The sequence below is a fragment of the Candidatus Dechloromonas phosphoritropha genome, assembly GCA_016722705.1.
GTDB lineage: Bacteria > Pseudomonadota > Gammaproteobacteria > Burkholderiales > Rhodocyclaceae > Azonexus > Azonexus phosphoritrophus.
On the sequence record JADKGN010000004.1, the window covers coordinates 748,567 to 775,170 of the forward strand.

Annotated in this window: 17 protein-coding genes and 1 pseudogene; 6 read left to right on the plus strand and 12 right to left on the minus strand. The window is 61.7% G+C overall.

Annotated elements, in window-relative coordinates; translation table 11 throughout:
• The first annotated feature begins 5 nt into the window (after positions 1 to 5).
• The 5 genes from IPP03_09195 to IPP03_09215 all read left to right on the plus strand — a co-directional run bounded on the left by IPP03_09195 (position 6) and on the right by IPP03_09215 (position 8,243).
• The gene (locus IPP03_09195; GenBank protein MBL0352821.1) at positions 6 to 3,179 is read left to right on the plus strand and encodes a multidrug efflux RND transporter permease subunit; all 3,174 of its coding nucleotides are present in this window, start codon (positions 6 to 8) and stop codon (positions 3,177 to 3,179) included.
• Positions 3,172 to 4,590: an efflux transporter outer membrane subunit gene (locus IPP03_09200; GenBank protein ID MBL0352822.1), complete on the plus strand. Its 1,419-nt coding sequence runs from the start codon at positions 3,172 to 3,174 to the stop codon at positions 4,588 to 4,590. The genes IPP03_09195 and IPP03_09200 overlap by 8 nt, the downstream gene beginning before the upstream one ends.
• A gap of 338 nt (positions 4,591 to 4,928) precedes the next feature.
• Positions 4,929 to 5,276, plus strand: coding sequence for a hypothetical protein (locus tag IPP03_09205; GenBank protein ID MBL0352823.1), 348 nt, complete (start codon positions 4,929 to 4,931; stop codon positions 5,274 to 5,276).
• A gap of 5 nt (positions 5,277 to 5,281) precedes the next feature.
• A complete protein-coding gene (locus IPP03_09210; protein ID MBL0352824.1) occupies positions 5,282 to 5,662 on the plus strand; it encodes an NUDIX domain-containing protein in 381 nt (126 codons plus the stop codon).
• 226 nt (positions 5,663 to 5,888) lie between these two features.
• Positions 5,889 to 8,243 (plus strand): mechanosensitive ion channel, encoded by a 2,355-nt coding sequence (locus tag IPP03_09215; GenBank protein ID MBL0352825.1) that lies wholly within the window; start codon positions 5,889 to 5,891, stop codon positions 8,241 to 8,243.
• Here IPP03_09215 and IPP03_09220 read toward each other — a convergent pair.
• The 8 genes from IPP03_09220 to IPP03_09255 all read right to left on the minus strand — a co-directional run bounded on the left by IPP03_09220 (position 8,232) and on the right by IPP03_09255 (position 20,043).
• On the minus strand, positions 8,232 to 11,888 hold the full coding sequence (locus IPP03_09220) for a translocation/assembly module TamB domain-containing protein (protein ID MBL0352826.1): 3,657 nt from the start codon (positions 11,886 to 11,888) through the stop codon (positions 8,232 to 8,234). The two genes, IPP03_09215 and IPP03_09220, sit on opposite strands and share 12 nt — an antisense overlap.
• 1 nt (position 11,889) lies before the next feature.
• A complete protein-coding gene (locus tag IPP03_09225; protein MBL0352827.1) occupies positions 11,890 to 13,584 on the minus strand; it encodes an outer membrane protein assembly factor in 1,695 nt (564 codons plus the stop codon).
• A gap of 18 nt (positions 13,585 to 13,602) precedes the next feature.
• Positions 13,603 to 15,666, minus strand: coding sequence for a site-specific recombinase (locus IPP03_09230; GenBank protein MBL0352828.1), 2,064 nt, complete (start codon positions 15,664 to 15,666; stop codon positions 13,603 to 13,605).
• A 212-nt stretch (positions 15,667 to 15,878) separates the two neighbouring features.
• Complete coding sequence (trpC, locus tag IPP03_09235) at positions 15,879 to 16,670, minus strand: indole-3-glycerol phosphate synthase TrpC (GenBank protein ID MBL0352829.1); 792 nt, start codon at positions 16,668 to 16,670, stop codon at positions 15,879 to 15,881.
• Positions 16,670 to 17,695, minus strand: coding sequence for an anthranilate phosphoribosyltransferase (gene trpD / locus IPP03_09240; protein MBL0352830.1), 1,026 nt, complete (start codon positions 17,693 to 17,695; stop codon positions 16,670 to 16,672). The genes trpC and trpD overlap by 1 nt, the downstream gene beginning before the upstream one ends.
• A complete protein-coding gene (locus tag IPP03_09245; GenBank protein MBL0352831.1) occupies positions 17,692 to 18,264 on the minus strand; it encodes an aminodeoxychorismate/anthranilate synthase component II in 573 nt (190 codons plus the stop codon). The genes trpD and IPP03_09245 overlap by 4 nt, the downstream gene beginning before the upstream one ends.
• Before the next feature lie 193 nt (positions 18,265 to 18,457).
• On the minus strand, positions 18,458 to 18,877 hold the full coding sequence (locus IPP03_09250; protein MBL0352832.1) for a zinc-ribbon domain-containing protein: 420 nt from the start codon (positions 18,875 to 18,877) through the stop codon (positions 18,458 to 18,460).
• Positions 18,878 to 18,927: 50 nt separating this feature from the next.
• A complete protein-coding gene (locus IPP03_09255) occupies positions 18,928 to 20,043 on the minus strand; it encodes a hypothetical protein (protein ID MBL0352833.1) in 1,116 nt (371 codons plus the stop codon).
• 90 nt (positions 20,044 to 20,133) lie between these two features.
• Between IPP03_09255 and IPP03_09260 the strand changes: the two genes are divergently transcribed.
• Entirely contained in the window at positions 20,134 to 21,324 is a 1,191-nt protein-coding gene (locus IPP03_09260; GenBank protein MBL0352834.1) for a hypothetical protein, read from the plus strand.
• 215 nt (positions 21,325 to 21,539) lie between these two features.
• Here the strand turns inward: IPP03_09260 and IPP03_09265 are convergent, their stop codons facing one another.
• The 4 genes and pseudogenes from IPP03_09265 to IPP03_09280 form a co-directional block, all read right to left on the minus strand.
• Positions 21,540 to 22,241, minus strand: coding sequence for a zinc ribbon domain-containing protein (locus tag IPP03_09265; GenBank protein ID MBL0352835.1), 702 nt, complete (start codon positions 22,239 to 22,241; stop codon positions 21,540 to 21,542).
• Positions 22,242 to 22,961: 720 nt separating this feature from the next.
• A complete protein-coding gene (locus IPP03_09270; protein MBL0352836.1) occupies positions 22,962 to 23,651 on the minus strand; it encodes a DUF2939 domain-containing protein in 690 nt (229 codons plus the stop codon).
• A 611-nt stretch (positions 23,652 to 24,262) separates the two neighbouring features.
• Positions 24,263 to 24,940 (minus strand): annotated as a pseudogene (locus IPP03_09275) (IS630 family transposase).
• Positions 24,941 to 24,951: 11 nt separating this feature from the next.
• Positions 24,952 to 26,337, minus strand: a complete 1,386-nt coding sequence (locus IPP03_09280) for an IS4 family transposase (GenBank protein ID MBL0352837.1) — start codon at positions 26,335 to 26,337, stop codon at positions 24,952 to 24,954.
• Between the last annotated feature and the right edge of the window lie 267 nt (positions 26,338 to 26,604).

Sequence of the window (26,604 nt, forward strand, 5' to 3'; positions counted from 1 at the left end):
CGGCCATGTCCAAGTTCTTCATCAACCGGCCGATCGTCGCCATGGTCATCTCGATCCTGATGACCATCATCGGCCTGGTCGCCATGTCGGGGCTGCCGATCGCCCAGTTTCCCAACATCGTGCCGCCGGAAATCAAGGTCACCAGCACCTATACCGGCGCTGACGCGCTGACCGTTGAGCAGGCGGTGGCCACCCCGACCGAGCAGCAGATGTCGGGTGTAGACAACATGAACTACATGTTCTCGATCAACGGCAACAACGGTATCTCGACGCTGACGGTGAACTTCGACATTTCCACCAACGCCAATACCGACCAGATCCTCACGCAGATGCGGCAGAGCCAGGCCCAGGCGCAACTGCCGGCCGACGTGCGCAATTTCGGCGTGACGGTGCAGAAATCGACCTCCTCGCCCCTGGTCATGTTCGCGCTTTACTCGCCGAAAGGCACTTACGACAACATTTTTCTCGCCAATTACGCCTACATCAACATCAATGATCAGATGACACGCGTCGCGGGGATCGCCAGCGTGACGATCTTCGGCGCCGGACAGTACGCGATGCGGCTGTGGGTCAAGCCAGATCAACTCGCCAAACTGAACATCACGATTCCCGAGATCGTCAACGCCGTAAACGCCCAGAACACGGTCAATCCGGCGGGACAGATCGGATCCGAGCCGGTGCCACCAGGGCAGGAGTACACCTATGCCGTACGCGCGCAGGGGCGACTGCAGAGTGAAGAAGAATTCGGCAACGTGGTGCTGCGAGCCAATGTAGACGGCTCGATCGTGCGAGTCAGGGATGTTGCGCGCATCGAACTCGGCGCCCAGACCTACAACATCGAGGGACGGCTCAACGGCAAACCCGCAGCCTTGGTGGCGCTCTACCAGATGCCGGGCGCCAATGCACTCGACGCGGCTGATGGGGCCAAGAAGCTGATGGAGAAGATCAAGGAGAGCTTCCCGCCCGACCTTGATTACGCCGTCGCCCTCGATACCACGCTGTCGGTCACCGAAGGCATCAAGGAAATCCAGCACACCCTGATCGAAGCGCTGGTGCTAGTGATGATCGTTGTCTTCGTCTTCCTGCAGGGCTGGCGCGCGACGCTGATCCCGCTGCTGGCAGTCCCGGTCTCGCTGGTCGGCACCTTCATGCTCTTCCCGATGTTCGGCTTTTCGATCAACACCCTGTCGCTGTTCGGCCTGGTGCTGGCGATCGGACTCGTTGTTGATGACGCCATCGTGGTCGTCGAGGCCGTCGAGCACCATATCGAGCACGGCCTGTCACCGAAAGACGCGACCCTGCGGGCAATGGAAGAAGTCACCGGGCCGGTGATCGCCATCGCCGTCATTTTGGCTGCCGTTTTTGTACCGACAGCCTTCATTCCCGGCATCACTGGCCAGCTCTACCAGCAGTTCGCGGTCACCATCGCCATCTCGGTGATCATCTCGGCGTTCAACGCGCTGACCCTCAGCCCCGCCCTTTGTGCCCTGCTGCTCAGGCCCAAGGTCAAGGGCAGCGGCCCGCTGCAGAAATTCTACGACTGGTTCAATGGCGTTTTCGGTCGCGTGACCGGCGGCTACGTCGGGGTTTGCCGGTTCGCCATCCGCAAGAGCGCGATCAGCCTTCTGTTTTTGGTCGGTCTGGCCGTCACCGCCGGCATCTTTGGCAAAGCGGTCCCCGCCGCCTTCCTGCCCGACGAGGATCAGGGCTATGTCTACGCCGGAGTCCAACTCCCCAATGCCGCATCGCTACAACGCACCTCGGAAATTGCCCGTCAGGCAGAAGATCTGATCATGCAGGTCCCTGGGGTCAAATATACGTCGACGGTAATTGGCTACAGCATGCTCAGCCAGGTCCAGAACACCTACAGCGCCTTTTTCTTCATCACGCTGGAAGACTGGGCACTGCGCAAGAAGCCGGAAGAACAGTACGCCGCGATCAAGGCTGAGCTGACGAAAAAGCTGAGCGGCATCAGCGGCGCCATCGGCTTCGCCTTTCCGCCACCGGCGATCCCGGGGGTCGGCGTCTCGGGCGGGGCAACATTCATCCTCGAGGACCGGGCCGGCAGGGACGTTGCCTTCCTCGCGGAAAACACCAACAAGTTCATCGAAGCCGCGAAGAAGCGACCGGAACTGGCCGGCGTATCTACGACCTTCCTGCCGATCGTGCCGCAGATGTTCATCGACGTCGACCGCGACAAGGTGCTCAAGCAGGGGGTCAACATCAGCGACGTGTACAAGACCCTGCAGAGTTTCCTGGGCAGCGGCTTCATCAATTACTTCAACCGCTTCGGACGGCAGTGGCAGGTCTACATCCAGGCCGAGGGCGAATACCGTACCAATATCGAGAATATCAGTCAGTTCTATGTGCGCAACAGCAAGGGCGAACAGGTACCGCTGTCGGCGCTGACCTCGGTCCGCAACATCTCCGGGCCGGAATTCACGATGCGCTACAACCTCTACCGAAGCGCCCAGATCAATGCCTCGGCCGCGCCGGGCTATAGCTCGGCGCAGGTCATGCGCGCCCTGGAGGAGGTATTCGCCGAAACGATGCCGAGCGAGATGGGCTATGACTACCTGGGAATGTCCTTCCAGGAGCAGAAAGCCCAGCAGGGCGTCTCGCCGATGGTCATTTTCGGCTTCTCGCTGCTCTGCGTGTTCCTGATTCTGGCGGCGCAGTACGAGAGCTGGTCGCTGCCGTTCTCGGTCCTGCTCGGTACACCCATCGCCATCGCCGGGGCCTTCGCCGCGCTGCTCCTGCGCGGTCAGGACAACAACATCTATGCGCAGATCGGCCTGGTGATGCTGATCGGCCTAGCGGCCAAGAATGCAATCCTGATCGTCGAGTTCGCCAAAATGGAATTCCAAAAGGGCGAGTTGTCGCTGGCCGAGGCGACGCTCAAGGGTGCGCAACTACGCCTCCGGCCGATTCTGATGACTTCCTTCGCCTTCATCCTCGGCTGCGTGCCGCTGGCCATCGCCAGCGGCGCCGGCGCGATTTCGCGCCAAGTTATGGGCAGCACGGTGATCGGCGGCATGCTGGCGGCGACCTGCCTGGCCATCTTCATCATCCCGGTAACCTTCTACGTCGTCGAGAAGCTTAGTCACAAGGGCAAGGCCGACGTTGACGACGCGGCCACCACCGAGTCGGCCGTCAAGGGAGGAGACGATCATGCGTAAGCCCATCGCCACCGCCCTGCTGGCGCTGCTGGCCAGCGGCTGCATGGTCGGCCCCGATTACGTGCGGCCGCCGGTCGATACCCCGACTGCCTGGCGCCTGAGCGACAAGGATGCGCGGGACTTGGCCAATAGCGCTTGGTGGGAACAGTTCGGCGATCCGGTGCTCAACGATCTGCTCGCCACCGCCCTGCGTGAGAACAAGGATCTGCTGATTGCCACGGCGCGCATCGAAGAGTTCGCCGGACGCTACGGCATCGTTCGCGCGCCGCTGTTTCCGCAGGTCGGCGCCAGCTACGAACCAAGACGGCAACGCGACATCTCCTCGGTGGTAGTTGGGGCAGGAGACGCCAAAACCTACAACACCTACTCCGCCCTTCTGAATGCCAGCTGGGAGATCGACATCTGGGGCCGTATCCGCCGCCAGAGCGAAGCGGCGCGGGCGCAACTGCTGGCCAGCGAGGATGGACGACGCGCGGTCATCCTGTCGCTGGTCGGCAGCGTTTCCGGTGCCTACATCAACCTGCGCAATCTCGATCGTCAGCTCGAGATCGCCAAATCGACAGCAAAAAGCCGAGGGGATTCCTACGAGATATTCAAGCTCCGCTACGAGGGCGGAATCATCTCGCTGCTCGAACTGAGCCAGAACCAGTCGCAATACGAAGAAGCCCTGGCGACCATCCCGGCAATCGAGAAATCGATCGCCCAGCAGGAGAACGGACTGAGCGTCCTGCTCGGGCGCAATCCGGGCCCGATCGCTCGGGGCAGGGACATAGATCAATTGACCCTGCCGGCGATTCCGGCTGATCTGCCCTCGGGTATTCTTGAGCGCAGGCCCGACATCCAGCAGGCCGAGCAGAACCTGATCGCTGCCAATGCCCTGATCGGGGCGGCCAAGGCAGCCTACTTCCCGACCATCTCGCTGACCGGCCTGTTCGGTTTCTCCAGCACCAGCCTGAGTAATCTCTTCGACAGCCAGTCCAAGGTCTGGCAATACTCGGCGCCGATCACCATGCCGATCTTCACCGCCGGCGCCATCGCGGGTCAGGTGCAGGCTGCGGAGGCAGGCCAGCAGCAGGCGCTGTTCGCCTACGAGAAAGCGATCCAGCAAGCTTTTCGCGAGGTCGATGATGCCCTTGTCGATCAGGACCGGACGCGCGAGCAACTGCAGGCGCAGAAGCGCCAGGTCGCGTCGCTGGAGACATATGCCGGGACGGCCCGCCTGCGCTACGAGAACGGCTACACGAGTTTCATCGAAGTCCTCGACGCCGAACGCAGCCTGTTCAACTCCCAGTTGCAGTACACGCAGAGTCAGCAGGTCCAACTCCAGGCGATGATCAACGTCTATAAGGCCATGGGAGGCGGCTGGGTCGTCGAGGCCGACAAAATGACCAGCGCGAACAGTCCTCATTGAGCTTCGTGTACTCCTGACAGTCGGCACCAGGGAAACGCAACACAGTGGTCGTCGCGTGATCGACGATAGGTCTGTCGTGGCTGCTTTGCACCGCTGCTCAACTGACGACTGCTTATCAATAAGCCAATTCGCGCGCGCACCACATCACGTCAGAAGACTTGCCTATAATGAGTGGACAGCCTCCCAATGTGAAGGTTGCCACAGCAACCGGCGAGCCCCGGTTCTCCTGCATCTTGGAAAAGAGCCTTGGGGTCGGGGAAAAGAGAATGGCTTTAATGGTTCGGGCTGCTTGCAGCAGCCACGACCGTACTTAACTTTCTTTCAGTGGAGCGATTACGATGACTATTCTGGACAAAGCAAAAGAAGCGGCAGCGGCAGCGTTCGAAAAGACCAGGGAATTGGCAAGTTCTGCGGCCGAGGCCGTGGAAGAAGCCGGCGTCAAGGCAAAGGAACTGGCTCAGGAAGCCGGCGCGACGGTGGCTGAAGGCGCCAGCAAGACGGTTGAAAAAGCCAGGGAGCTGGCGAGCGAGGCAGATGGCGCGGCCAAGGGAATTGGTAGCGCAATTGCCAATGCGACGTTTGTCGATAGCGTCAGGGAAATGAGCGCGGAAGAGCAGAAGGATGAGGCCGAGCAAGCCAGAGAAATCGCCGCTGCAGACGAGAACCAGGGCACCAGGAAAGACTGAACCCCGTGAAGCAGAAGCGGTGCCGGGCTACGGTCATTGTCGAGTTTGAAGACGCCATCCTGCTCGCGATCAACAAGGACGGCCTGGTTCTGCTTCCGGGAGGAGGGATCAATCGCGAGGAACTGCCCATTGCCGCGGCTGCCCGCGAACTTCATGAAGAGACAGGCCTGGTCGCCGGGGCTCTGACTTTTCTGTTTTCCCATGAGTCGCCATCCAATATTCATCAGGTATTTTTCGCCGTCGCGGAAGGTGATCCGATTGCAGCCGATGACGCTCAGAGTCTGGTTTTCCTGAAGGGTGCCGCCATCGCCTCAGACTTCAATTTGTCGCTGGCAACAAGGACGATACTGACGAAGTTCGAGACCCTGCGGCCGTCGATTCGATGATTTGGCTTGAGCTGCCGGGAGGCGGCGCAGACTGACACTTGCTGTCGGATCGACGGTCTTTACCAAGCCGCAGGCTGCCGATGGCCAAGCCCTGGATTCTGGCATCTCGAACATCGGCAATGCCGCTCTGGACTGCCGTCATTTGCTGCCTCCGATATCCGGAGCCGGCCCGGATGTCTTGATTGCAAGCAACAATTTGAACAACCCGACAAGACCGTTCATCCCAGTGACTCCCAACTCTCCCGTCTGCCGCCCCCTCAAAATCCGTCTCCTCATCACCCTGGCGCTCCTGCTCCTTGCCGGCCCGGGACAGGCGCAGATTGCCAACTTTCTTACCACAAAGCCCAAGATCGAAGCGGCCAAGGGCGCAGACGCACCCGCGCCGGTCGACCCAAGGGCCGAGGCAGAGAAACAACTGGCCGAGGCGCGTGGCCAGCAGGAGGCCGGGCGGCGCGAAAGCGGCACGGCGCCGGAAGCCGAGGAACTGCCGACCACCGAGCGCCAGCGCCTGCTCGATCGCCTGGTTGCCGCTTATGGCGAACGCCTGAACCTGATCGACGAAGCCGACAGCCTCAGGAAATCAGCACTCAAACTGGAGGACAGGTCAGAGCAGGTCGCCGAATTTTCCGGCTCGCCCCCCTACCCGACGCGGCGTATCGATGCGCTGCGCGACGAGCTCGATCTGATAAACGACCGCCTCAAGCACCGGAAGTCGAACAAGCGCATTCTGGAAACCCAGAAGCAGTCGTTGATCGAGGCGCAGCGGCGCGCCGGCGAAGCGCTGCGCCTGGCCGAAGACCAACTGGCACGGGCCAAGGACGAGCAGGATATCGAAAAGGGGCGTGGAAACCGGGAACTCGCGGCGCTGCGTCTGCAACTGACCGAGGCCGAATTAATCAATATCGGCATCGGACTCCAGACCACCCAGGACGAGATCCAGGCTTTGGGGCGCTTCATGAAGGAGACCGAGAGCCTGGTCGCACGCGTGCTGCCGCAGCAGAAACTGGACAAGGAGGATCTTGAGGAGCGCCAGGCGAATCTGCGCGCGGCCTTGAGCAAGCTGACCACGGAACTCGATCGTCGGGTTGCCGCCAACACGCGACGGGTGACCGAGCGCGAGCAACTGGTGAAATACCTTGCCAACAAGGGAGAGGATGTCACCGACAACCGTGAACTGAAGCTGGCGGACGAAACACTTGAAACCGACCGCGTCGAGATGATGGCGCTGCACTGGCTGCAAAGCATCCTCCAATACGGCATCGACGGCTGGACGGATCGCTACGTCGCCCTCAACGGTGACGACGCGGCAGCGAGGGCATCCGCCCTCTCCGCCTTGGGCGCGATTAAGACGGAAGTTGATACCAGGACGCCGCTAGTCCGGGAACTTGCATCAGCGGGGCAGGCAGCGATCGATCAACAGGAACTACGCCTGAAGGAAGCCTTGCTCGACTCCGAGGCGACAGCCCGCGAGTCGGCCATTCTCGAGACACTGAAACAGCGTCTGCGGGCTATCCAGCGTGTCGACGTGGCTGGCGAGCGGCTCAATCGGCTGGTCGCACGCTGGCTTGACGATTTCGGGTTTTCCGGCACGCCGGGCGTGCCGCGCGACTGGAAGCTCATCGCGGCGCGCGGCGCCGCGCTAATGAAGCAGGTCTGGAACTTCGAGTTGTTTGCGGTCGAGGATTCGACGGTCGTCGAAGGCAAGACGGTCACGACATCCTATGGAGTGACCATCGGCAAGAGCATCGGCATTCTGCTCCTCTACGTTTTCGCCTACTGGTTGTGCTCCGTGCTCTCGCGCCGCCTGGAGCGCCTCATGGTGAGGCGTTTCGCGTTCGATGAGCAACTGGCCAGCGTCACTCGCCGCTGGATCATGATCGCCGTCTCCGTCGTCCTGATTGTCCTGGTTCTCAATCTGGCGCGTATCCCATTGACCGTATTCGCCTTCATGGGCGGCGCACTGGCCATCGGCATCGGCTTCGGCACCCAGACCATCATCAAGAACGTGATCAGCGGCATCATCATTCTCTTTGAGCGCAAGATCCGCGTCGGCGACATCGTCGCAATCGGCGGCACGACCGGCCACGTCACCGCCGTCGACCTGCGCGCCTCGACGGTGCGCAGTTTTGACGGCATCGAGGCACTGGTGCCGAATTCCACGTTCCTGGAAAACCAAGTCGTCAACTGGACTTACTCGAATTCGCGCATTCGCCGTGAGATCCGCATCGGCATCGCCTACGGATCACCCGTGCACAAGGCCGCCGAGATCATTACCGGCTGCGCCGAGGAGCATGGAGAGGTCATCAAGGATCCCGCGCCTGAAGTCTTTTTCGATGATTTCGCCGACAACGCACTGCTGATGTCTTTGGTCTTCTGGGTCGAGCTGGGCCCGAACATGTCGAGGCGTCGCGTCGACAGCGACTTGCGCTTCATGATGGAAAAGCGCCTGGCGGCTGCCGGGATTTCGATCCCCTTCCCGCAACGCGATGTACATCTCAGCATCGCGGAGTCGGTTCCGGTACGCGTGATGCCAACGTCCGACACGGGGCCCGAGACCAACACGGAACCGCTACCTGGGTGAGCCGTCCCGCTTCGCGCGCGGCGCCGGCCCGCCGAAGGTGATCGTGTACAGCATGTCCAGGGCGTTATCGGTGCCGGCGCGAGCGACCAGCGATACCTGGCGATTGAGATTGACAGTCAGTTTGACCACACTGCCAGCGCGGCCCAGCGCCTGATCGTAGGAAAGCAGAACATCCCTCGACAAGCGCCGGCCGACGCTGACTATTTGATCGCCGGTACTCGACGCCGTGTTGAAGCTGCCACCAACGACCCGGCTGCCGATCTGGCGCCCGCCGCTGTCGCCGAGCCCTCCCTGGCGCACGCTGAATTCGTCGATGCCGAAGCCTTGCTTGATTTGCCGCATGAGGCCGCCCGAGTCGTTGCCGAACATGCTGCCGGCCGCCGAAAGCAGGAGCCCGGCGGTACCGGCGCCCCCCTGCTCCGGGCCGTGGCCGAGGACCAGCCAACTCAACTTTTCGACATCCGGTACATCGGGGTCGGAAAACAGCCGGACGATGGGCCTTTGTGCCGTACCGCTGATCTGGACGCCGGCTTCCACCGCCAGCCCGCGACGGACCGCCAGCGCGTCAATCGCCGGATTGTCGAGCAGGCCCTGGAAGGTCAGGATGCCGCGCTCGATCTCGAGTCGCTGGCCGTAAGCATCGTAGCGCCCACCCTGCGTGCGTATCCTGCCGCTCGCCCGTGGCAGGTCGCGGCCCTCGGCGCGCAAGCGGACACTACCGGCAAGACGGGCTTCGAGGCCGAGGCCAGTGAAGTGGAAATTCCTGCCAAGATCAGTCTCCACGTCAAGATCGAGCCGTGGCCGGAATGCAGCCGGCGCCGGCGCATTATCTGCAGTCTTGACCACGACATCGTCGGAAAGCCGTGGGACGCCCATCGGCGCCAACTGCCAGAAGGCGGCATCGACCGCCAGGCGCCCGCGAACGCGCAGCGCATCCTCAATCAAGGAAATATTGCCATCCCCGGAAACGAGAATCCACTGACCGGGGAGCTGGAAGACACCGACGCGGTCCAGGCGCAGATCCAGAGTGGCTCCGTCACTGCTGCGGTCAACACGCATTTGACCGGTAATTTCAAGGCGTCCAGGGCGCGCCGTTTTCTCCGCCAACACCTCGCCGGCCTGTCTTTGCAGGGTAGGTGGCGCCGGCTGGATCTGACTGTCGAAAGCCAGTTGGCTGACGCGCAACAGGTTGTCGTCGAGCCTTGCATCGAGCACCCCGTTGGTCAGGCGCATTCCCTGCTCCGGCATCGTCAGGGCCAGTTCCTCGCCGCGGAATTTCCCGGATGTCAGCGGATGTTCGGGGGTGCCGCCCAGCTTCAGATCACCGTTGAAGCGGCCACCGCTCCTCCAGGTTTCACCCAGCAACTCGGCGACCCACGCAAGATCGGGGATTTCAGCGCGCAACGCGCCTTGCCAGGAGGCTCGCCGATTGAGCGTCCAGGCATCCAGCATCGTCGCCTCCAACTGGCCGGTGATGTTGCCCAGGCGCGAGCCGTGACCGCTGACGTCAGCATGCAGGCGCTGCGTGCCGGCATCGGCTTGCAGGCGCATTTGCCAGGCGTCGCCGGCGAGCAGCAGCGGACCGACGCGCCAGGCTGCGGCGCCCAACTCGATCGCCGCAGGCTGGGTCAGCGCGAACGAACGAAAGCGCTCCCTGGCCTCCAGGCTGCCTTCGAGCAGCCGGCCCGACCACTGCCACTCCCTGGCATCAGCGACAACTCCCCCTTCGATGACCATCTTCAGGACATTGCCGCCGGCGATGTCTCCCGCGACCCGCAGACGATGCTGGCGGCGCGTGCCCTCGGCATGCGCGTCAAGCTTCCTGATCAGTCCCGGCCGGTCGACACCATCGAAATTCGCCACCCGCACATCGATCCTGAGCGGACTGTCCGGCAGGCTGCCGAGATCGGCCAGCAGGCTGGCCTCCTTGATGCGTCCGACACCCGGAATACCAAGGCGCGGCGTCGCCAAGTCGACGGCCAGCGTCAGCTGCGCCGGCGTGCCGGCCAGTCGGAGATGGCCGGCAAGGCTGCCGTCCAGCCCGTAGGGCGCCAGCGCCGGGGCGTCGATGTCGACCTGCAGGCTGTCGCCGGGCTGGCCGAAGGCACCACGCGCGGTCAGCGTGTTCGGTCCGCCTGCCAGTTGCACATCGGCGCGCGGAATGCGCGGCCAGTCGATGACGAGATCGCCGCGCCCGGCCAGCGGCTGGCCGGCAAACCGGCTGTCACGCAGGGCAAACCGCGCCTCGACGACGGGATGGGGCCGCAGGCGGCCGGTAGCAGAAAGGGTGCCATTGATCGTCGCTGCCGGTACCCGCGCAAAGCGACTGGGATCGAAGCGCACCAGTTCGCCAGCAACCGAAAACGTCATGTCTTGCGCAGTATCCAGTTCGCCGTGTGCCGTCAGCCGCGCCTCACCGGCCGCCAGTTCGAGACGTGACAGACTCACCCGGCCGTGTTCATGACTGGCCTTGGCATCGAGCACGAAGCGGGTGTCGCTCAGCCTGACTGACAACTGCTGATGATCGGCGCCGATGCGGGCTGAAATCGGCCCGTTCAGACGGGTCGACCGCAACACGCTCGCCAGTTGCACGGCATCGATGGCGCTGGCTTCGAGATCAAGAGCAAGGCTGCCGTTCCGCCAGTTGCCACTGCCGTTCAGCTGGCCCTGACCCGGCAGGCGGGCGACGAGGCCTGTGAGACGGACGTCGTCATCCGCCCAGTCGAAACGGCCACTCAGGCCTTCCAGCGGCAGGCGCTGGCGATCGAGCGGGCCGGCCATGCTGTTGCTCACATTGAAATTACCGCCCAGTGCGCCATTCCGCCGCTCGTCCGGCTTGATCTGGGCGCCCAGCGTCAGGCGGGCAAGCGGCGCGCCGGCAATCCAGGCAGCGGGATCGACATCGGTCAGCGCGAGTTGCGCCTCGGCGAAGGAATGGCGGGCGAACGGGGTCAGCGTGACCTGCCCGTCGCCGCGCAATCCTTCCTCTGCCATTGCCTTCAAGACAATGCGGTCGAGCGGGCCGGCAGCCTCCACGATCAGGCGCATCGGCTGTTCGTCGATCTGACCGGAAAGCGTCGCGCTCAACTGCACGGGAAACGGCGCATCGACGCCCAGCGTCATCTCGCCGGTAATGGCAGTCTTGTCGAACTGGCCGCGCACTCCTGTCAGCCGGTGATGCGTGCCATCGCTGAGATAAGCGGCCTGCAAGTCGTCAATGCTGAACAGCTTGCTGTAATCAAGGCGGGAAATGGCGATATTGTTGACGTCGACCGCGAGCGGCAGGCGCAATCCGGCCGGTGGTGCGCTTGCTTCGTCCGAACCGGCGATCTCGATCGCCACCCGGGCGGCGGCCACTTGCGCGATGGACAGCCGCCCTTCCAGCAGCGCGGCGGGCGACCAGTCGATCTGCAGGTGTTCGATGACGGCTTCTGTCCCCGGCTCGCTCCAGATGATGCGCGCAAATGCCAGCGGGCCAACGAGACGGCCTGACGGCTGTTCGAGGCTCAACCGGCCGCCGCTCGCGGAAGCGGCAAGGTGGGCGAGCATACCCAGCCCGCCTTCACTGAAACCCAGCCAGATGCCGCCGGTGGCCGTGACAGCGAGCAAGACGGTCGTGACGAGGAGCGGGATGAGGCGCTTCATTTCAGAACGGAATCGCCAGCGAGAAGTGCACCTGGAACGACTGGTCGCGCTGGCCGTAGGCGAGATCGATACCAATCGGTCCGGCCGGAGTTCGCCAGCGGCCGCCAACGCCATAGCCGACCGCAAGGCTGACATTGCTCAGTTCGTCGACGGCATTGCCGGCATCCACGAAGGCGGCGATCCCCCATTGTTCGTCCAGCCAGTGGGTATATTCCGCACTGGCTGTCGCCATATAGCGGCCGCCGACGGTGGCCGAGCCCTCACTGACCCCGAGGCTCTGGAAGCTGTAGCCACGCACCGTGCCGGTGCCGCCGGTGCGGAATACATATTCCTGCGGAATGCCGTCGCGCGATTCGGCGATGGTGTAGCCGATTTCGCCACGCAAGGTCAGGGTATCCAGTCGGCCGAGCGGAAAGAACTGCTGATAGCGCCCGTACAGGCGAACGAAGTTCTGGTCCGACATCAGCGCCTTGCTCGCCGCACCGATCTCACCTTGCAGCACGATGCCGTCGCGCGTGTTGAAGGGATCGTCGAGACGGCGCCAGACCAGCGCGAGGTTCGGGACCAGGGCCCGGCTGAGACTTTCCGCCGCGCCATCCGGCATCAGTCGTTCGAGTTGCCAGGTCAGCGAGAGACGGTATTCCAGTTCATCCCGCCGCCACAGTCGCTGGCCGCCGACAGCGATGCGCTCGGTGCGCAAGCCCTCGATATTGGTGGCCTGCGCCATGGCGCCGACACTATCGCGCCGCTGCCCGGCATCGGGCGGGAAGAGAACATCGGCATAGGCAGTCTGCTTTTTCTGCTCGATGCGCAGACCCGAATTTAGCTCCCAGGCCTGCCCGAAGAGATCGGCCGTCTGAAAATTTGTTTCGACCCGGAAGCCGGTGTTGGAGCTGACACCGGCGCCGAAGGACAGACGGTGCGCCGGACGCTCGCTCAAGCGCACGATAACCGGCGCGGTCACGATCCCTTCGGCATCTGGCGGCGTGTCACGATCAATGCTGACCAGAACCGATCTGAACTGGGGCGTCGACTGCAGTGCCGTCTGCAAAGCATTGAGATCGGCTTCGCGAAAGGGTGCGCCCGGGCGGACCGTCAGGTTATGGCGCTCGACCAGCGATGCCGGGTAGCGCTCCAGCCCCTCGATCCGCAACTCGCCGAAGCGGAAGGGCGGGCCGCTGTCATAGCGGGCCATCAGGCGCGCTTCACGGGTTGCCGGGTCAATCACCGCCTCGCTGTCCACGAGGCGAGCGCCGGCATGGTTCTCGGCCAGCAGGCTGGAGAGCACCCGTTGCTTGGCATTGTTCCAGTCCTGCTGGCGAAACGGCTGGCCGACCGGAAGCCCCCAGCCGGCGATCAGTTCCTGCCGTGTTTTTGCCTCCAGTGGCCCGTCGACCGCAACATCGACGGCACTGATCAGGGTACGTGGGCCGGGGTCGACATCGATGCGTAAATCGCCATCGACCTCGACGAATTCGATTTGCGGTGAGAAATAGCCTTCGGTGGACAGTATCCCGCTGATGAGCCCTTTCAGTCTGGCCTGTCCGCCAGCCCCGGGCGCCGTTTCATCGGGCAGGAAAGGCGTCAGCAGGTCGGCAATTTCTTCAGGCGCGCGCAAGTCAGGCCCACCCGCCGACACCAGCGGAGCAAGAACGATCAGGACAAGCGGGAGCAGACGTCGGACGACGTGCGACAGGATGGACACCCGGCTATTTTAACCGTGACCGCCGGTTGTCGCGCCCTGAGGTGGCATTACGAAACTCCGCGGGGCGCTGCGGAAACGCGCCCAGATCGCCTTGATCAACGCGCCCCAGTGCCCGAAGCGAACGCCACGGGCGCCGAGCGCGGTACGCAGCGCCAGCGCAAAACTGACCGCCAGATTGGTCAGTCCGATCAGCGCGACGCCGAGTACCGCCCAGAGAATTGCCTTGAACGGCAGGGCGAAATCGAATCCGATCAATGCGTAGCCGAGGTTGGCCGACGAGAAGGCGATGTGCCGGATATCCAGCGGCAGGCCGAGAATGATGCCGACGACGCCGGTCGACCCGAGCATGCAGCCGAACAGGAAGTTGCCCATGATACCGCCCAGGTGGCCGTGGATGTAGGCACCGATGCTGGCAGCCCGCTCCCTGCCCACCAACCGCCGCAGCCAGCGCAGGCGGGCGATGCGGGTGCCGATGTCGCTGTAGGCCGCGCGATTGTCGAAATAGCCGGTGATCAGGCCGGACAGGAAGAGGTAGAAGCCGGCGATCGCCGCATGCGGAAGCGCCCAGCCCAATGGATCAAGGTCGCCGATCAGGTGGGCGCCCTTCTCCAGCGTGACCACCGGCTGGCCTTCGATCTGGCCGAGCCAGAAACCGATGGCGATGGCCACCGGCAGCGCCATGACGACGTTGCCGGCCATCGCCGCCAACTGGCTGCGGCAGACCGCCGCAACCACGTCGACCAGCCCGTCGAGCTCGGCCTGGCGGTTCGGGTGGACCTCGCCGAGCAGGCCGGCCAGCGTCTGGGCGGTCATCGCCGGCTGCTTGGTGGCGACGGTCATCCCGAGCAGGTAGATGAGAACGAAGCCAAGACCATAGATCATGCTGAACAGGAAGGCCTCGACAAACAGCGGCGCGTGCAGGCCCGCCGCGAAGATCTTCAGCAACGCCATGGCGCCGATCAGTACGCCGGCCCCGGCCGCTGAACGCCACATCTGCCGGTAATCGCCCGCGGTTTCGCAGATGTAATGTTCGCCGGAACGTGCCGCGTTCTCGGTCACCCTGACCGCCAGCAGGCCGGAGAGCTGCGTCATATAACGGCCCAGGCTGTTACGGCGGTTCTCGGCGAGGAAGGCATCGTGCGCGAACCCCGCCCAAGCCGCAATGGCGGCGCTGGGCGCGGTCGACCCATTGGCGGCCGCCAGAATCGCCACCAGTTTGCGCAGCCGCTCCAGGCATTGTTCGCTGCGCGCGAGCAGATAACTGAGATGCAAGCTGGTGCCAACCGTCAGTGCCCGCTTGCGGATACCTTGCAGCGTACTCTGGCACTGGTCGGCGATGACCAGCAACTGGCTACCGTTGTCGGCCGCGCTCGCCGGGTCGTCGAGCGCCGCGCGCAGGGCATTGACGAAAACCAGGGCCTCGGCAGACAGCGCGACGAAGCGCGGCAGATCATCTTCGAAGCCAGGTGAAGCGCGCATCAGCTCCGCCTCGACCCCGAGGCCGCTTATGCGATGGGCGAGGAGCAATACCGCATCGAGAACCTGCTCCTCGATTCCCCGCCAGTCGATGCTGCGCGCAGCGTCCTCGGGCGCCAGCAGCGCCCATAGACGCTGCGAATATTCGGGCGGAATCTGTGTCTGCCAGCGCCAGTCATCGGGCCGGTCGTAAATAACGTGCAGACAGTCCTTAAGCCGCCGCTCGTCGGGCGCTTCCGGTAACAGCCGGTCACCCAGAATGCGCCACCATTCGGAAAAGAAACCCGTACCGGGCAGGATGCCGCTGTCGGTGAAAAATGTGACGAGACGGCGGCTAGCGATGAAATGCACGAAATGGCCGCGAAACGCCAGAAGCAGGTCGGTATCGCCCTCGATGCGGGCCAGAATCGCCCCGTAGCGCTCACCCGCCCCGGTATCGCGGCGGCCTCTCGGGCGGATATAGGCAATCAGCCGGCGGATCAGATCAAGTGTATCGGCGGCGGGGTCGCGAAACGCTTCGAGCGTGACAGCCAGGCGATCTTCCGGGGATTTCCGACGACCCCGGAACCAGCCGGTCAGCTTCTCGATCATTGACATCAGACTGCGGTTCCGCTTGCGGACGGGACCCTTGCCGGATTCATCGCCAGCCGCAGCGGTAGCACAACAATGTCCATGACAACTCCCAAAATACAGAGAACAGCCCAACGGCTAAACCTTGAGCGAAAACGAGCATTCCGAATGGGCGACGATAATGCCACTCATGCGGTTGTCGTGGCCAATGAGCCAGCAATATGGGGAACACTCCGGCTTCAGGCAAAGAGGCGCGCCAGTTTTTCGCCAGGCGACGGCGCCCGCATGAACGCTTCGCCAACCAGGAAGGCATGGACGCCACTGGCGCGCATCCGGGCCACGTCTTCCGGTCCGAGAATTCCACTTTCGGTGACAACGATACGATCCGCCGGAATGCGCCCGAGCAGGCTTAGCGTCGTGTCGAGCGACACCTCGAAAGTGCGCAGGTTGCGATTGTTGATGCCGAGCAGCGGTGTTTTCAGTTGCAGTGCGGCGTCGAGTTCTTCGCCGTTGTGGACCTCGACCAGCACCGCCATGTGGTAGCCGTGGGCCTGCGCTTCCAGCGCCTGCATCTCGGGGAGGCTCAGCGCGGCGGCGATGAGCAGGATGCAGTCGGCCCCCATGGCGCGCGCTTCGGCGACCTGATAGCGGTCGACCATGAAATCCTTGCGCAGCACCGGCAACGCGCAGGCCGCGCGGGCGGCCTGCAGGTATTCCGGCGCGCCCTGGAAATACTGGCGGTCGGTCAGCACCGACAGGCAGGCGGCACCATGCTGCGCATAGCTGCGGGCGATCTCGGCCGGCTGAAAATCCGGGCGAATGACACCTTTCGACGGGCTAGCCTTCTTGATTTCGGCAATAACTGCCGGTCGACCGCCGACAATCCGACTACGGATGGCTCCGACGAAGTCGCGCGGCGCATCTTGTGCCAACGCCTCGGCGTCAAGGACGGCCAGTGGTCTGGCCGCAGCGGCAGCGACGATTTCGTCGCGCTTGGTGGCGATAATCCGTTCGAGGATGTCGCTGGCCATTACCGTGCCAGTCGTTGCGTGCATTCGACGAACTGCGCCAGACTGGCCCGCGCCGCACCACTGGCGATGGCTTCGCGTGCCTTGGCGATGCCGTCGCCGATGCTGTCCGCGACATTGGCGACGTAGAGCGCGGCGCCAGCGTTCAAGCAAACGATCTCGCGCGCGGCGCCCGGCGTGTTGTCCAGCGCGCCCAGCAGCACAGCCTTCGACTCCTCGGCGCCGTCGACGCGCAGGTTGCGCAGCGACAGCATCTGCAAACCGAAATCCTCGGGATGCACCTCGTACTCGCGGACCTCGCCGTCCCTCAGTTCACCAACCAGCGTCGCTGCACCGAGCGAAATCTCGTCGAGATTGTCCCGGCCGTGCACGACCAGCACGCGCTCGGCGCCCAGGCGCTGCATGACGCGCACCTGGATACCGACGAGGTCTGGGTGGAAGACGCCCATCAGCGTGTTCGGGGCGCTCGCCGGATTGGTGAGCGGGCCGAGGATGTTGAAGAGAGTGCGCACGCCCATTTCGCGGCGCACCGGCGCCACGTGCTTCATGGCGCTGTGGTGGTTGGGCGCGAACATGAAGCCAATGCCGGTTTCCGCGATGCAGGCGGCAACCTGCTCGGGCGACAGCATGATGTTAGCCCCCAGAGCCTCCAGCACGTCGGCGCTGCCGGAATTGGACGAGACGCTGCGGCCGCCGTGCTTGGCCACCTTGGCGCCGGCCGCCGCGGCAACGAAGATCGACGCCGTCGAGATGTTGAAGCTGTGCGCCGAGTCGCCCCCGGTACCGACGATGTCGACGAAACGCCGGTCGTAGGGCACCGTGACCGGCGTCGCCAGCTTGCGCATGACGCTAGCAGCGGCGGCAATTTCACCGATGGTTTCCTTCTTGACCCGCAGCCCGGTAATGATGGCGGCGATCATGACCGGCGTCACTTGACCACTCATGATCTGCTGCATCAATGAAACCATTTCGTCGTGGAAGATTTCGCGGTGTTCGATCACGCGCTGGAGGGCGGCTTGTGGCGTCATTTCTTGTGTTCGTCCAGGAAGTTCTTGAGCAGGTCATGACCGCGTTCGGTCAGGATCGATTCGGGGTGGAACTGCACGCCTTCGACAGCCAAGGTCTTGTGGCGGACCCCCATGATTTCGCCATCGTCAGTCCACGCGGTGATTTCCAGGCATTCGGGCAGGCTTGCGCGCTCGATCGCCAGCGAGTGATAGCGGGTGCAGGTCAGCGGATTGGGCAAACCCTCGAAAACACCCCTATTTTCATGGTGGACCGCGGAAACCTTGCCATGCATCAGTTGCTTGGCGTGGACGACCTTGCCACCGAAGGCCTCGCCGATAGCCTGGTGGCCAAGGCAGACGCCGAGCAAAGGGATCTTGCCGGCGAATTCACGAATCGCGGCCAGTGAGATCCCTGCCTGGCCCGGCGCACAGGGACCGGGAGAAATCACCAGATAATCGGGCTTCAGCTGGGCAATCTCACTGACGGCGATGGCATCGTTACGGAAAACCTTCACCTCCTGCCCCAATTCGCCGAAATACTGGACGATGTTGTAGGTGAAGCTGTCGTAATTGTCGATCATCAGCAACATGTTGCGGCTATCCTCTTGTTTCTTCTTGAACTATTGGTCGGGATTCTCAATTGACACCCCTCATAAGTAGCCTCGACTTACTTCCTGATCCACAATAAACGTCGGCCAAGCGAAGGGAACGCAGCGGCTGGGGATTTGCCGAGGTGGCAGCGATCGGCAAAGTCCGGCTTGGTCCACATCACTTGGCATTATCTCACCGCTTAAGCGTTGTACTCGCGGAGCCCTTACTTCTGGCTGCCGCTTCCGCTTGAGCTTCCTCAGCGGCTATGTGTTTATCCAGAAGTTCGTGGGCGACCACGATCTCGGCGGCCTCAGCTGTTCTTTCTGCGGCGATACGGCGCTGCTCTGCATCGCTCAGCTTACGTGCGCCATCTTCGTTGCTGGCCTCCATGTTACTCCAGCCCCAATAGCCCACACCGCCCACCAATGCCACGGCCAGAGCCACAGCGCCGGTCCACATCGCTCGTTTGCTTCCAGACGGTGAGGCTGTCGGCAACCCCGATGCAGGAACAGCCATGGTCGGTTGCGACGGTTCGGCAGTTTGATGCGCGCCGCAGTGCGTGCAGAACTTTGCATCAGGCGCTATGGTCTTGCCACAATTCGTGCAAAACATGTTGATTTTCCCTCTCGACAGGCTGTGATATCGGGCTGAGCGGAATACCTTTAGCAGCGCCCGGATGGGGCACAGGCGCTTACCCGCTTCATATTGTCTTCCACGCGCTCGCTAAAGCCATTGAGCATCTCCTGCAAGTCCGTCAGGCGAACCTCTACCACGCCACCCGTCTGGCAACTGTTGGCACCGCTGGCAACCACCTTCATTTCAGCGAACGGACTGTTGGCAGCCGGCAGGCTCGAGAAGCCAATCAGGTCGCCGGTCATCAGGAAACATTCGCCACCTGTAGATAGATCCCCCACGTTGAGGGGATGTGCAGTCTGAAACAGGTAAATCTTTGCATAGCCGGAAGCCAGTACATCGTCCAGCACCAAGGCCCGACCGTTTTGATGCATGGCGACACTGAGGCGTACTTGCTTGCGCACCTGTTGACGGACCTCCTCGGGAATCTGCACCGGCACCGCGCTTCCCACCTCCTGCTGCACCTGCGCGGAAGACGCTTGCAAATCCACCTCTCCCAATTGCTGCGCAAGTGGCGGATTGCTTTTGACACTGGTCTTTACCTGCTGCTGCACCTCGGCCATCTGGCTGCGAAGGGCCGCCGATTCGGGCGTGTCATAGTCCTGCGTCGCCCCGTAGGATGGTGAATATCCATAGCCCTCTTCAAACCCAGACGCGATCTGCATATCTCCCATCAATGCCATAGGGTCGTCATAGCCCGTGTTTTGCGAAGCAAAGGCCACCGCCGCCACTGCGCCCACGGTCACCACGGACGCGAGCGCCAAGGGCACCGCGAAGCGCTGATAAAAGGGGCGGTACGTAGCATAAGCGAAGCGATCCGGCCGGTAGTACGCAACCGGCGCACCGTATATCTGACCCACGTCGTACAGGCGAATATAAGGCCGATCCACGTATTGCGGCCTGCCGTAAGACCAGTGTGCGTAATGCGTACGCTCGATCACGCGCCGTTCGCTGCCATCCCGATCGCGAAATGACGTAAAGCGATCCTGAAACGCAGGCCGACCGTTCGGCAATACCTCCTCCCGCAGACCGTTCCCTTTCGTCACGAAAGCCGGGCCACTACCCACGGAGAGGCGTTCAAAGTCCTTGCCCACGGTCACGCGGCGGCCATCTGCGTAAACGCGGTTGGTCGTCCCCTTGCGCAAATCCTCAGACTGTTGGAAACCACTTACCTTCTTTGTCCCATCCGGCATGAGCTTTTGCGATATCACCATCTGTGAACCATCGGGGTTCTTGTGGCGAATGTCGAAGCTGCCGCGATTTCCGCGTGGTACCACGCTGGTAGTTTCACTGACGGCGATCGGTTGTGCTGGCGTCGGGCTACGCCCATCCGGGCCGGGCCGACCGCCATCGTGCCGCCGTTGCCCCTGCTGCGCAGTCGCCGGCGTTTGCCCGAACTGCCCTTGCTGGCCGGGTCGGCGTCCGTCAGGGGACGGCTGTTGGCCTTGTGCGGTAGCTGGTGGCTGCCCCGGCTGGCCAGGTTGGCGGGTCACGCCGGGTTGTTGCGGCTGACCCTGCTGCGCAGTCGCCGGGGTTTGCCCGAACTGCCTTTGCTGGCCGGGTCGGCGTCCGTCACGGGGCGGCTGTTGGCCTTGCGCGGTAGCAGGCGGTTGCCCCGACTGGCCAGACTGGCGGGTCACGCCAGGTTGTTGCGGCTGGCCTTGCAGCGCAGTCGCCGGCGCTTGCCCGAACTGCCCTTGCTGGCCGGGTCGGCGTTCGTCACGGGGCGGCTGTTGCCCTTGCGCGGTAGCGGGCGGTTGCCCTGGCTGACCGGGTTGGCGGGTCACGCCGGGTTGTTGGGGCTGGCCCTGCTGCGCACGCTGCTGGTCCTGCTGCTGCCTGGCCCGTTGCTGCTCCTGCTGCTGCCTGGCCCGTTGCTGCTCCTGCTGCTGCCTGGCCCGTTGCTGCTCCTGCTGCTGTTGCTGCCCACGCTGCTGTTCCTGCTGCTGCCTGGCTCGCTGCTGCTCCTGTTGCTGTTGCTGCCCACGCTGCTGGTCCTGCTGCTGCCTGGCCCGCTGCTGCTCCTGCTGCTGTTGCTGCGCACGCTGCTGCTCCTGCTGCTGTTGCTGCGCACGCTGCTGGTCCTGCTGCTGCCTGGCCCGCTGCTGCTCCTGTTGCTGCCTGGCCCGTTGCTGCTCCTGCTGCTGTTGCTGCCCACGCTGCTGTTCCTGCTGCTGCCTGGCTCGCTGCTGCTCCTGTTGCTGTTGCTGCCCACGCTGCTGGTCCTGCTGCTGCCTGGCCCGCTGCTGCTCCTGCTGCTGTTGCTGCGCACGCTGCTGCTCCTGCTGCTGTTGCTGCGCACGCTGCTGGTCCTGCTGCTGCCTGGCCCGCTGCTGCTCCTGTTGCTGCTTGGCCCGCCGGTTTTCCTGTTCAACAGCGGGATCCACAGCCGCATAGGCTCCCGAGAACGCCAGCGTCAGGGTTAAGGCAACTGTTCTCATAGCAAAGGTCTTCATTCCATCTTCCCTCAATCGATTCGCTTAACCCAAGTAGGCCATGAGCCCGCGATAAAGCAACACCTGCCCTTTTTCCCAGCGCTTACTTTGAGCAAATCAATAGAGCTGATACCGCGCCACTTGAACAATGCCATTTACTTTCATGTGCCTCCAAGTGCCTATTTGGGACACATCGGTTAGCGCATTCAGCCTTGGGTCAGCGATGCCCCGCAACTTGCACAAATCGCCTGCGAATTGGTGTTCTTTGCTCCACACTCGGGACAGAAAAGTCCTGTAGCGGAAGGCCTATCGACTGGAGTCAATGGCTCCGGACCGGATGCCGGGCTCACGAACGAATTCTGGGTTGAAGACGGGCTCGCAGCCGGGGAAGGCATTTCCCTTTGTGGCGTTTTCCCTTGCATCAGCGCTTCAAGTATTCGGATAACGCGTGCTGCGTCGGCCTCGTCTACCTTGATTCCCTCGATGACAGATCGCTTGAAAACGATTCCGTCTGTGTATCCCCCAATGTCGGAGAATTCCAGCCTCAGTTGCTTGTTGAGGTAATAATAGGCAACGGCACCGATAATTACCAATAGCCCAAGCCCGAATAACCCGATCAGTGGAAAGCCGATAAGCGCCATAACCAGCGCGGTTTTCCAAGGCTTTTGATAACCATAGCCGCCGGCGCACAACTTATCCATTGGTGTAATTCGTCGGAAGAACCCGGACCAGGAGCCTTTTTCAAAGCGAATACTTCCCGTGTCCACGATCATCATTACCGTCGGATCAATCCCGACCCAAGACAATAGGAAGGAGATAATGCCACCCTCGCGTCCCTTTATCTTGACATACACCCCCTCGGAATTGGGTGTCTCATCTACAAACCATTCCTTGATTACATATTCCACAGTTAACCCCCCTTGTTTGTACACACGGACATAATTTATACGACAATTCAGACAACGGCGAACGGCGTCTTTGCAGCTCTCGCGATGCTCCCGTCCTGAATCGTCGTGATCAACAAGTTATCTTTCGGCAGACCCTTCGGCAAGCACCGCACTTTGGCAGTTGCCGTGTGCGCGTGTTGAGGACGCACTACCTGGCACCATCCAACAACCAAAGCGGTGAGAGGCGTTGATCCCTTGTCTACTGACCATACCCGCAGCACCGATGCTGTCGCGCAAGGTACCTGAAATTTTCGTCAATACTTCCTCCAAAGACGGCTCACCAAAGAGGGCAGAGACCAATGGCACCACCTTAAGCCATAGGCATCGAGAAATCATTCCGCTGCCCATTCCCCGGCGTATGTCACACCGGCAAAAGCCGGTGTTCAGAATCACGCACCGATACTGGGTCCCGGCTTCCGCCGGGACAACGCCTCTCCTTCTTGTGCGTTGGCAACTGTTTGTTGTGAAATGGAAAACATCAGATGTCAGAAGCTTAGCGTAGTGCCATCGAGAGCAGAGACAAATTGATATCCGTGCAATTTAGGCAAATTTCTCTGACCCCGTGAATTGTGACGAGTTTATAGCGAAACCAATCACACGCGTCATGCAATTTGTTTAAAAACGGGCCGGAAAAAGCGCGCGGCTGCGGCAAATACCACGCCGCGAACGATCCGCCGGGAGTTACATGCGGACCGCCGCCAGCTTCCACGAGAACAAGCCGTCGCGATTGAAGACTAGGCCGACCGTATCATCCTTCTTATCCTTCTCCCAGATGGTAACGACGAATTTGTTGAAGCTCTCGTAAGCCATCGCCATGTCGATCTCAGCCTTCAGGCCAGGCGCTTTGTTATTCCGCTTGGCGGACGGCACCATCCCGCCTGCCATGAGCATCACGAGTCCCTCAGGGGTCATTAGTTTGTCGACTGCCGGATCGATGAATGCCGCAGCCATCGAGGCTCCCAAGGCGGCGAACGGGTCCGCGTTTCTTCCGCTGGTCTCGCTGACGAGCTTGGAGGTCAGCACGCGCTTCAGGCTGTCCCTCAATTCCGTATAGTCGATGTACAGGGAGAACTTGGCGGCGTCGCGCGCTTCGGCAGCTGACTTCATGTTGTTGACCGCGATGTGCGGAGTGAAATAGAACCAGACGCAAAAAGCCGCGACTACCGAGGCCGCGACATAAGCGAACACCTTTCTCGATGCGCTCCTCTCGGCAACGGCAACAGATGCCTGCGCCTCGGCTTCCGAGGCAGCGTGCGGAGCCGATTCAACCCTGCGGCCAAGAGGCGAACTCCCCGAGGGAACGGCGCGCCACTCGTCAACGATTTCCGACTCCTCTTCGGACGTGAAATTAGCCGCCGGGGCGAAGCTCAATTTCCCGGACGGGGCGGCTGCAGGTGGCTGCTCCAGCGCCTCACCGCACGATGGGCAGAATTTCACCGACGATGTCGGCAGGCGCGCTCCACATTGGTCGCAGAACAGGGCAGTGGTCATTTAGTACGCTCTCCTCAGGCACCGAAATGATTCCGCTGTGTCCATTTGCGGCTCCGGCGAACGGCGATGCGATCGTGCGGTCACAGCGAACCGGAATGTCCCCAAACGGTATCCTCGCAAGGTTCCCGGCACGGGAATTCTCATCTCATTCGGTTGAATACGACTCATGGAATCAATTGCGGCTCGCGCCAGACGTGCAAGCAGTCGGCTCGAGATAATGCGATATACATAATAACATGCCGGGCCTTCATCCAGTATGATGTCCGAGCGCGGAGGCTCTGGAACCTCATTGAGCATCTCGTTCATCCTGGCGTTTCCTATGCTGCGGCTGGGTTGCCTGAGGCCGGTCAGGCGCCTGCCGCGGTTGATTTGCCTGCGGCCAGTTCGGGGCTTGCCGCGGTTGAATCGGCTGCGGCTGGTCACGCGCCCGCTGCGGCTGATTACTGACCCAGCTTCGCTCTAGTATATCGTTCCATCAATATAATTACGTATTATGCGATTTCAAGGTCAAATTTCTTCCAGCGAAAGACAACTGGGGTGGCGTTCATCTCATCGATACCTTTCAGGATGCGCGCTTTGAGTTCATGAATCGAGGCGACGCGGATATGGCGGAGGAAGGTCCGGGCCATTTTCGAGAAAGCGCATTCGATCAAGTTGAGCCAAGAACCATGCTTGGGTGTATGAACATACTCGAAACGTCCGGGTCGCGTCGCCAAGTAAGCCATCGTCTCTTTCGAGATGTGGGCCGAGTGATTGTCGAGGACGACACGGATAATGGCCTCCGGCGGGTAGTACGCATCGATCGAACGGAGCAAACCGATGAATTCGCAGCTGCGGTGCCGGTCTTCGACTTGGGCAAACACATGGCCGGCGTGCAAGTCGATGCCGGCCAGGATCGATACGGTTCCATGGCGGACGTACTCGTAATCCCGACTCACCGTCGGCGCTTTGCCGGGAACCGGTGGCCGGTCAGGCGCCGTCAAGCCAATCGCTTGAACGCCGGGCTTTTCATCGACACTGACCGTGTAAATCGGGTTCGGCCGTCCATCATGAACGGCGCCTTCGGTGTAGAGGGAAACGTCCCGGTAGACCATCAGCACCTCATGCATCTTCCGGTCGAAGTCGGGATCCCGTTTCTCCAGGTAGTAGGTGATCTTGTGGGGTTTGAGTTGAATGGCACTTACTTAAGCTTTTTGGGATGTCCATTTTTCATGACGATAGCTTTGGCGAGATTACGTGGTTTGGTGAGCATTGGATAGGGTTTAGGTCGTCGTTTGACGGCGCGAGGCTCGATCCGGCCCGGTCGGTTACCGACCTGTTGTTGGGCGATTAAAACGAATAGTTCGCTGTGTATGTTGTGATGGCTACGGCTCGCAAAGGGTGCCCAGGCGAGCCAGATTTGCACGGTATGCTTGAAGCTCAGTTGGCGCGGCAATCTGTGGGAGAGCATCGCAGCCTGAGCCATCATTAACCGAATCAGATTGTAGGCGAGCAGATAGACCCAGATTTCCTTGATCGCCATCGCAGGCGTCAGGCAACTCAGTCGTTCCATGCCGAGCGTGGTCTTGATGTTGCGCAGATCGAGTTCAACGTGCCAGCGATCCCGATAGAGCGATTTCAAGGCCGTCTTGTCGGTTTGTTTTGGGCAAAGCAATGTCGTCACCAGTGTCTTGCCGCCGACCCGAAGCTCGCGTACGGTCAGACTCTCGGGGGACTGATCGTAGTCGGCCTGAGGCATCCAGTCGGGTTTGCTGGCGGGTTTTGGCAGCACGATCAGATGATCGCGCTGCCCCAACAGCCGACCTCGGCAAAAATCGGTGGTGCGTTGCCGCGCGCCATTTTGTTCAAACACCGCATCAATGCACCGCTCGCGTAATGAGCAGAGGAGAAAGTAGGTGGCGTAGAAGGCGTTGCCCAACAGTAAATCACCCTGCTCCAGGGAATCGAATATCGAACGCAGCAACGACTGCTCATCGCTGCCCTTGCCCCGACAGGAGCCGGTCGCGGCATTGAGGACCGCCCCGCTACCCAAACAAACGAGCCCAACGATCCGGCACTGCGGGAAACCCAACCCCGGCTTCTGGCTCGTCGGTTGCGGGTAGACGACCTGATTGTCTGAGGTGTCGGGCATTACGACGGTCGTCCCGTCCACCAGACGGACGGGACGACCCCGCCAATGCCAAGCTGTCGGCGCCTGCGTGGCGACTCTTTGCCCCACGTGGCACGCCAGTGTACTGAGCATCTTCAAAGGCAAGCGCTTTCGCGCCCGGCAATAGGCGCCCGTGTGGGTGCTGCCCGGCACCAGGCCGCCAACCAGGCATTTGACCGCACGGTCATTGACTGCCTTCTGGCAGGAACGATCGGTGCTCAGCGCTTGGGCCAGAAACATCGACAACGTCTCCGTCGGGGGATATTGCCTTTCTCGGTGGGGCTGCAGTTCAGATTCCACGGCATCGAACAATTCCGGCCCCATCAACAGGTTGAAAAACGCATAGGCGTCGCTCTGGGCAGCGTGGGCCTTGACCGTTCGGTGTTGCTGTGCGCGTGTACTGCGGATAGGATGCATTTGGGCTGGCTCATCGTGGGCGGGTTGGGTGTTTGGCGACGCCAACTTATCACGCGTCGATCCAGCCTGTTTCATCATTTGCATCAAAGAGTTGAACGTTAAGTAAGTGCCATTCGGGACAGACCCCAATTATTCAAACCCAGGCAATTATTGTCTGGCAATTAATTTCTTGACTTAGGCGTCCTCTATAGGTACAAGCGGGGTGGCGTTATACGGTCGCGTGCCGGCCTGAAAGTACAGCTCAAACCATGCTGATATCTGTCATAG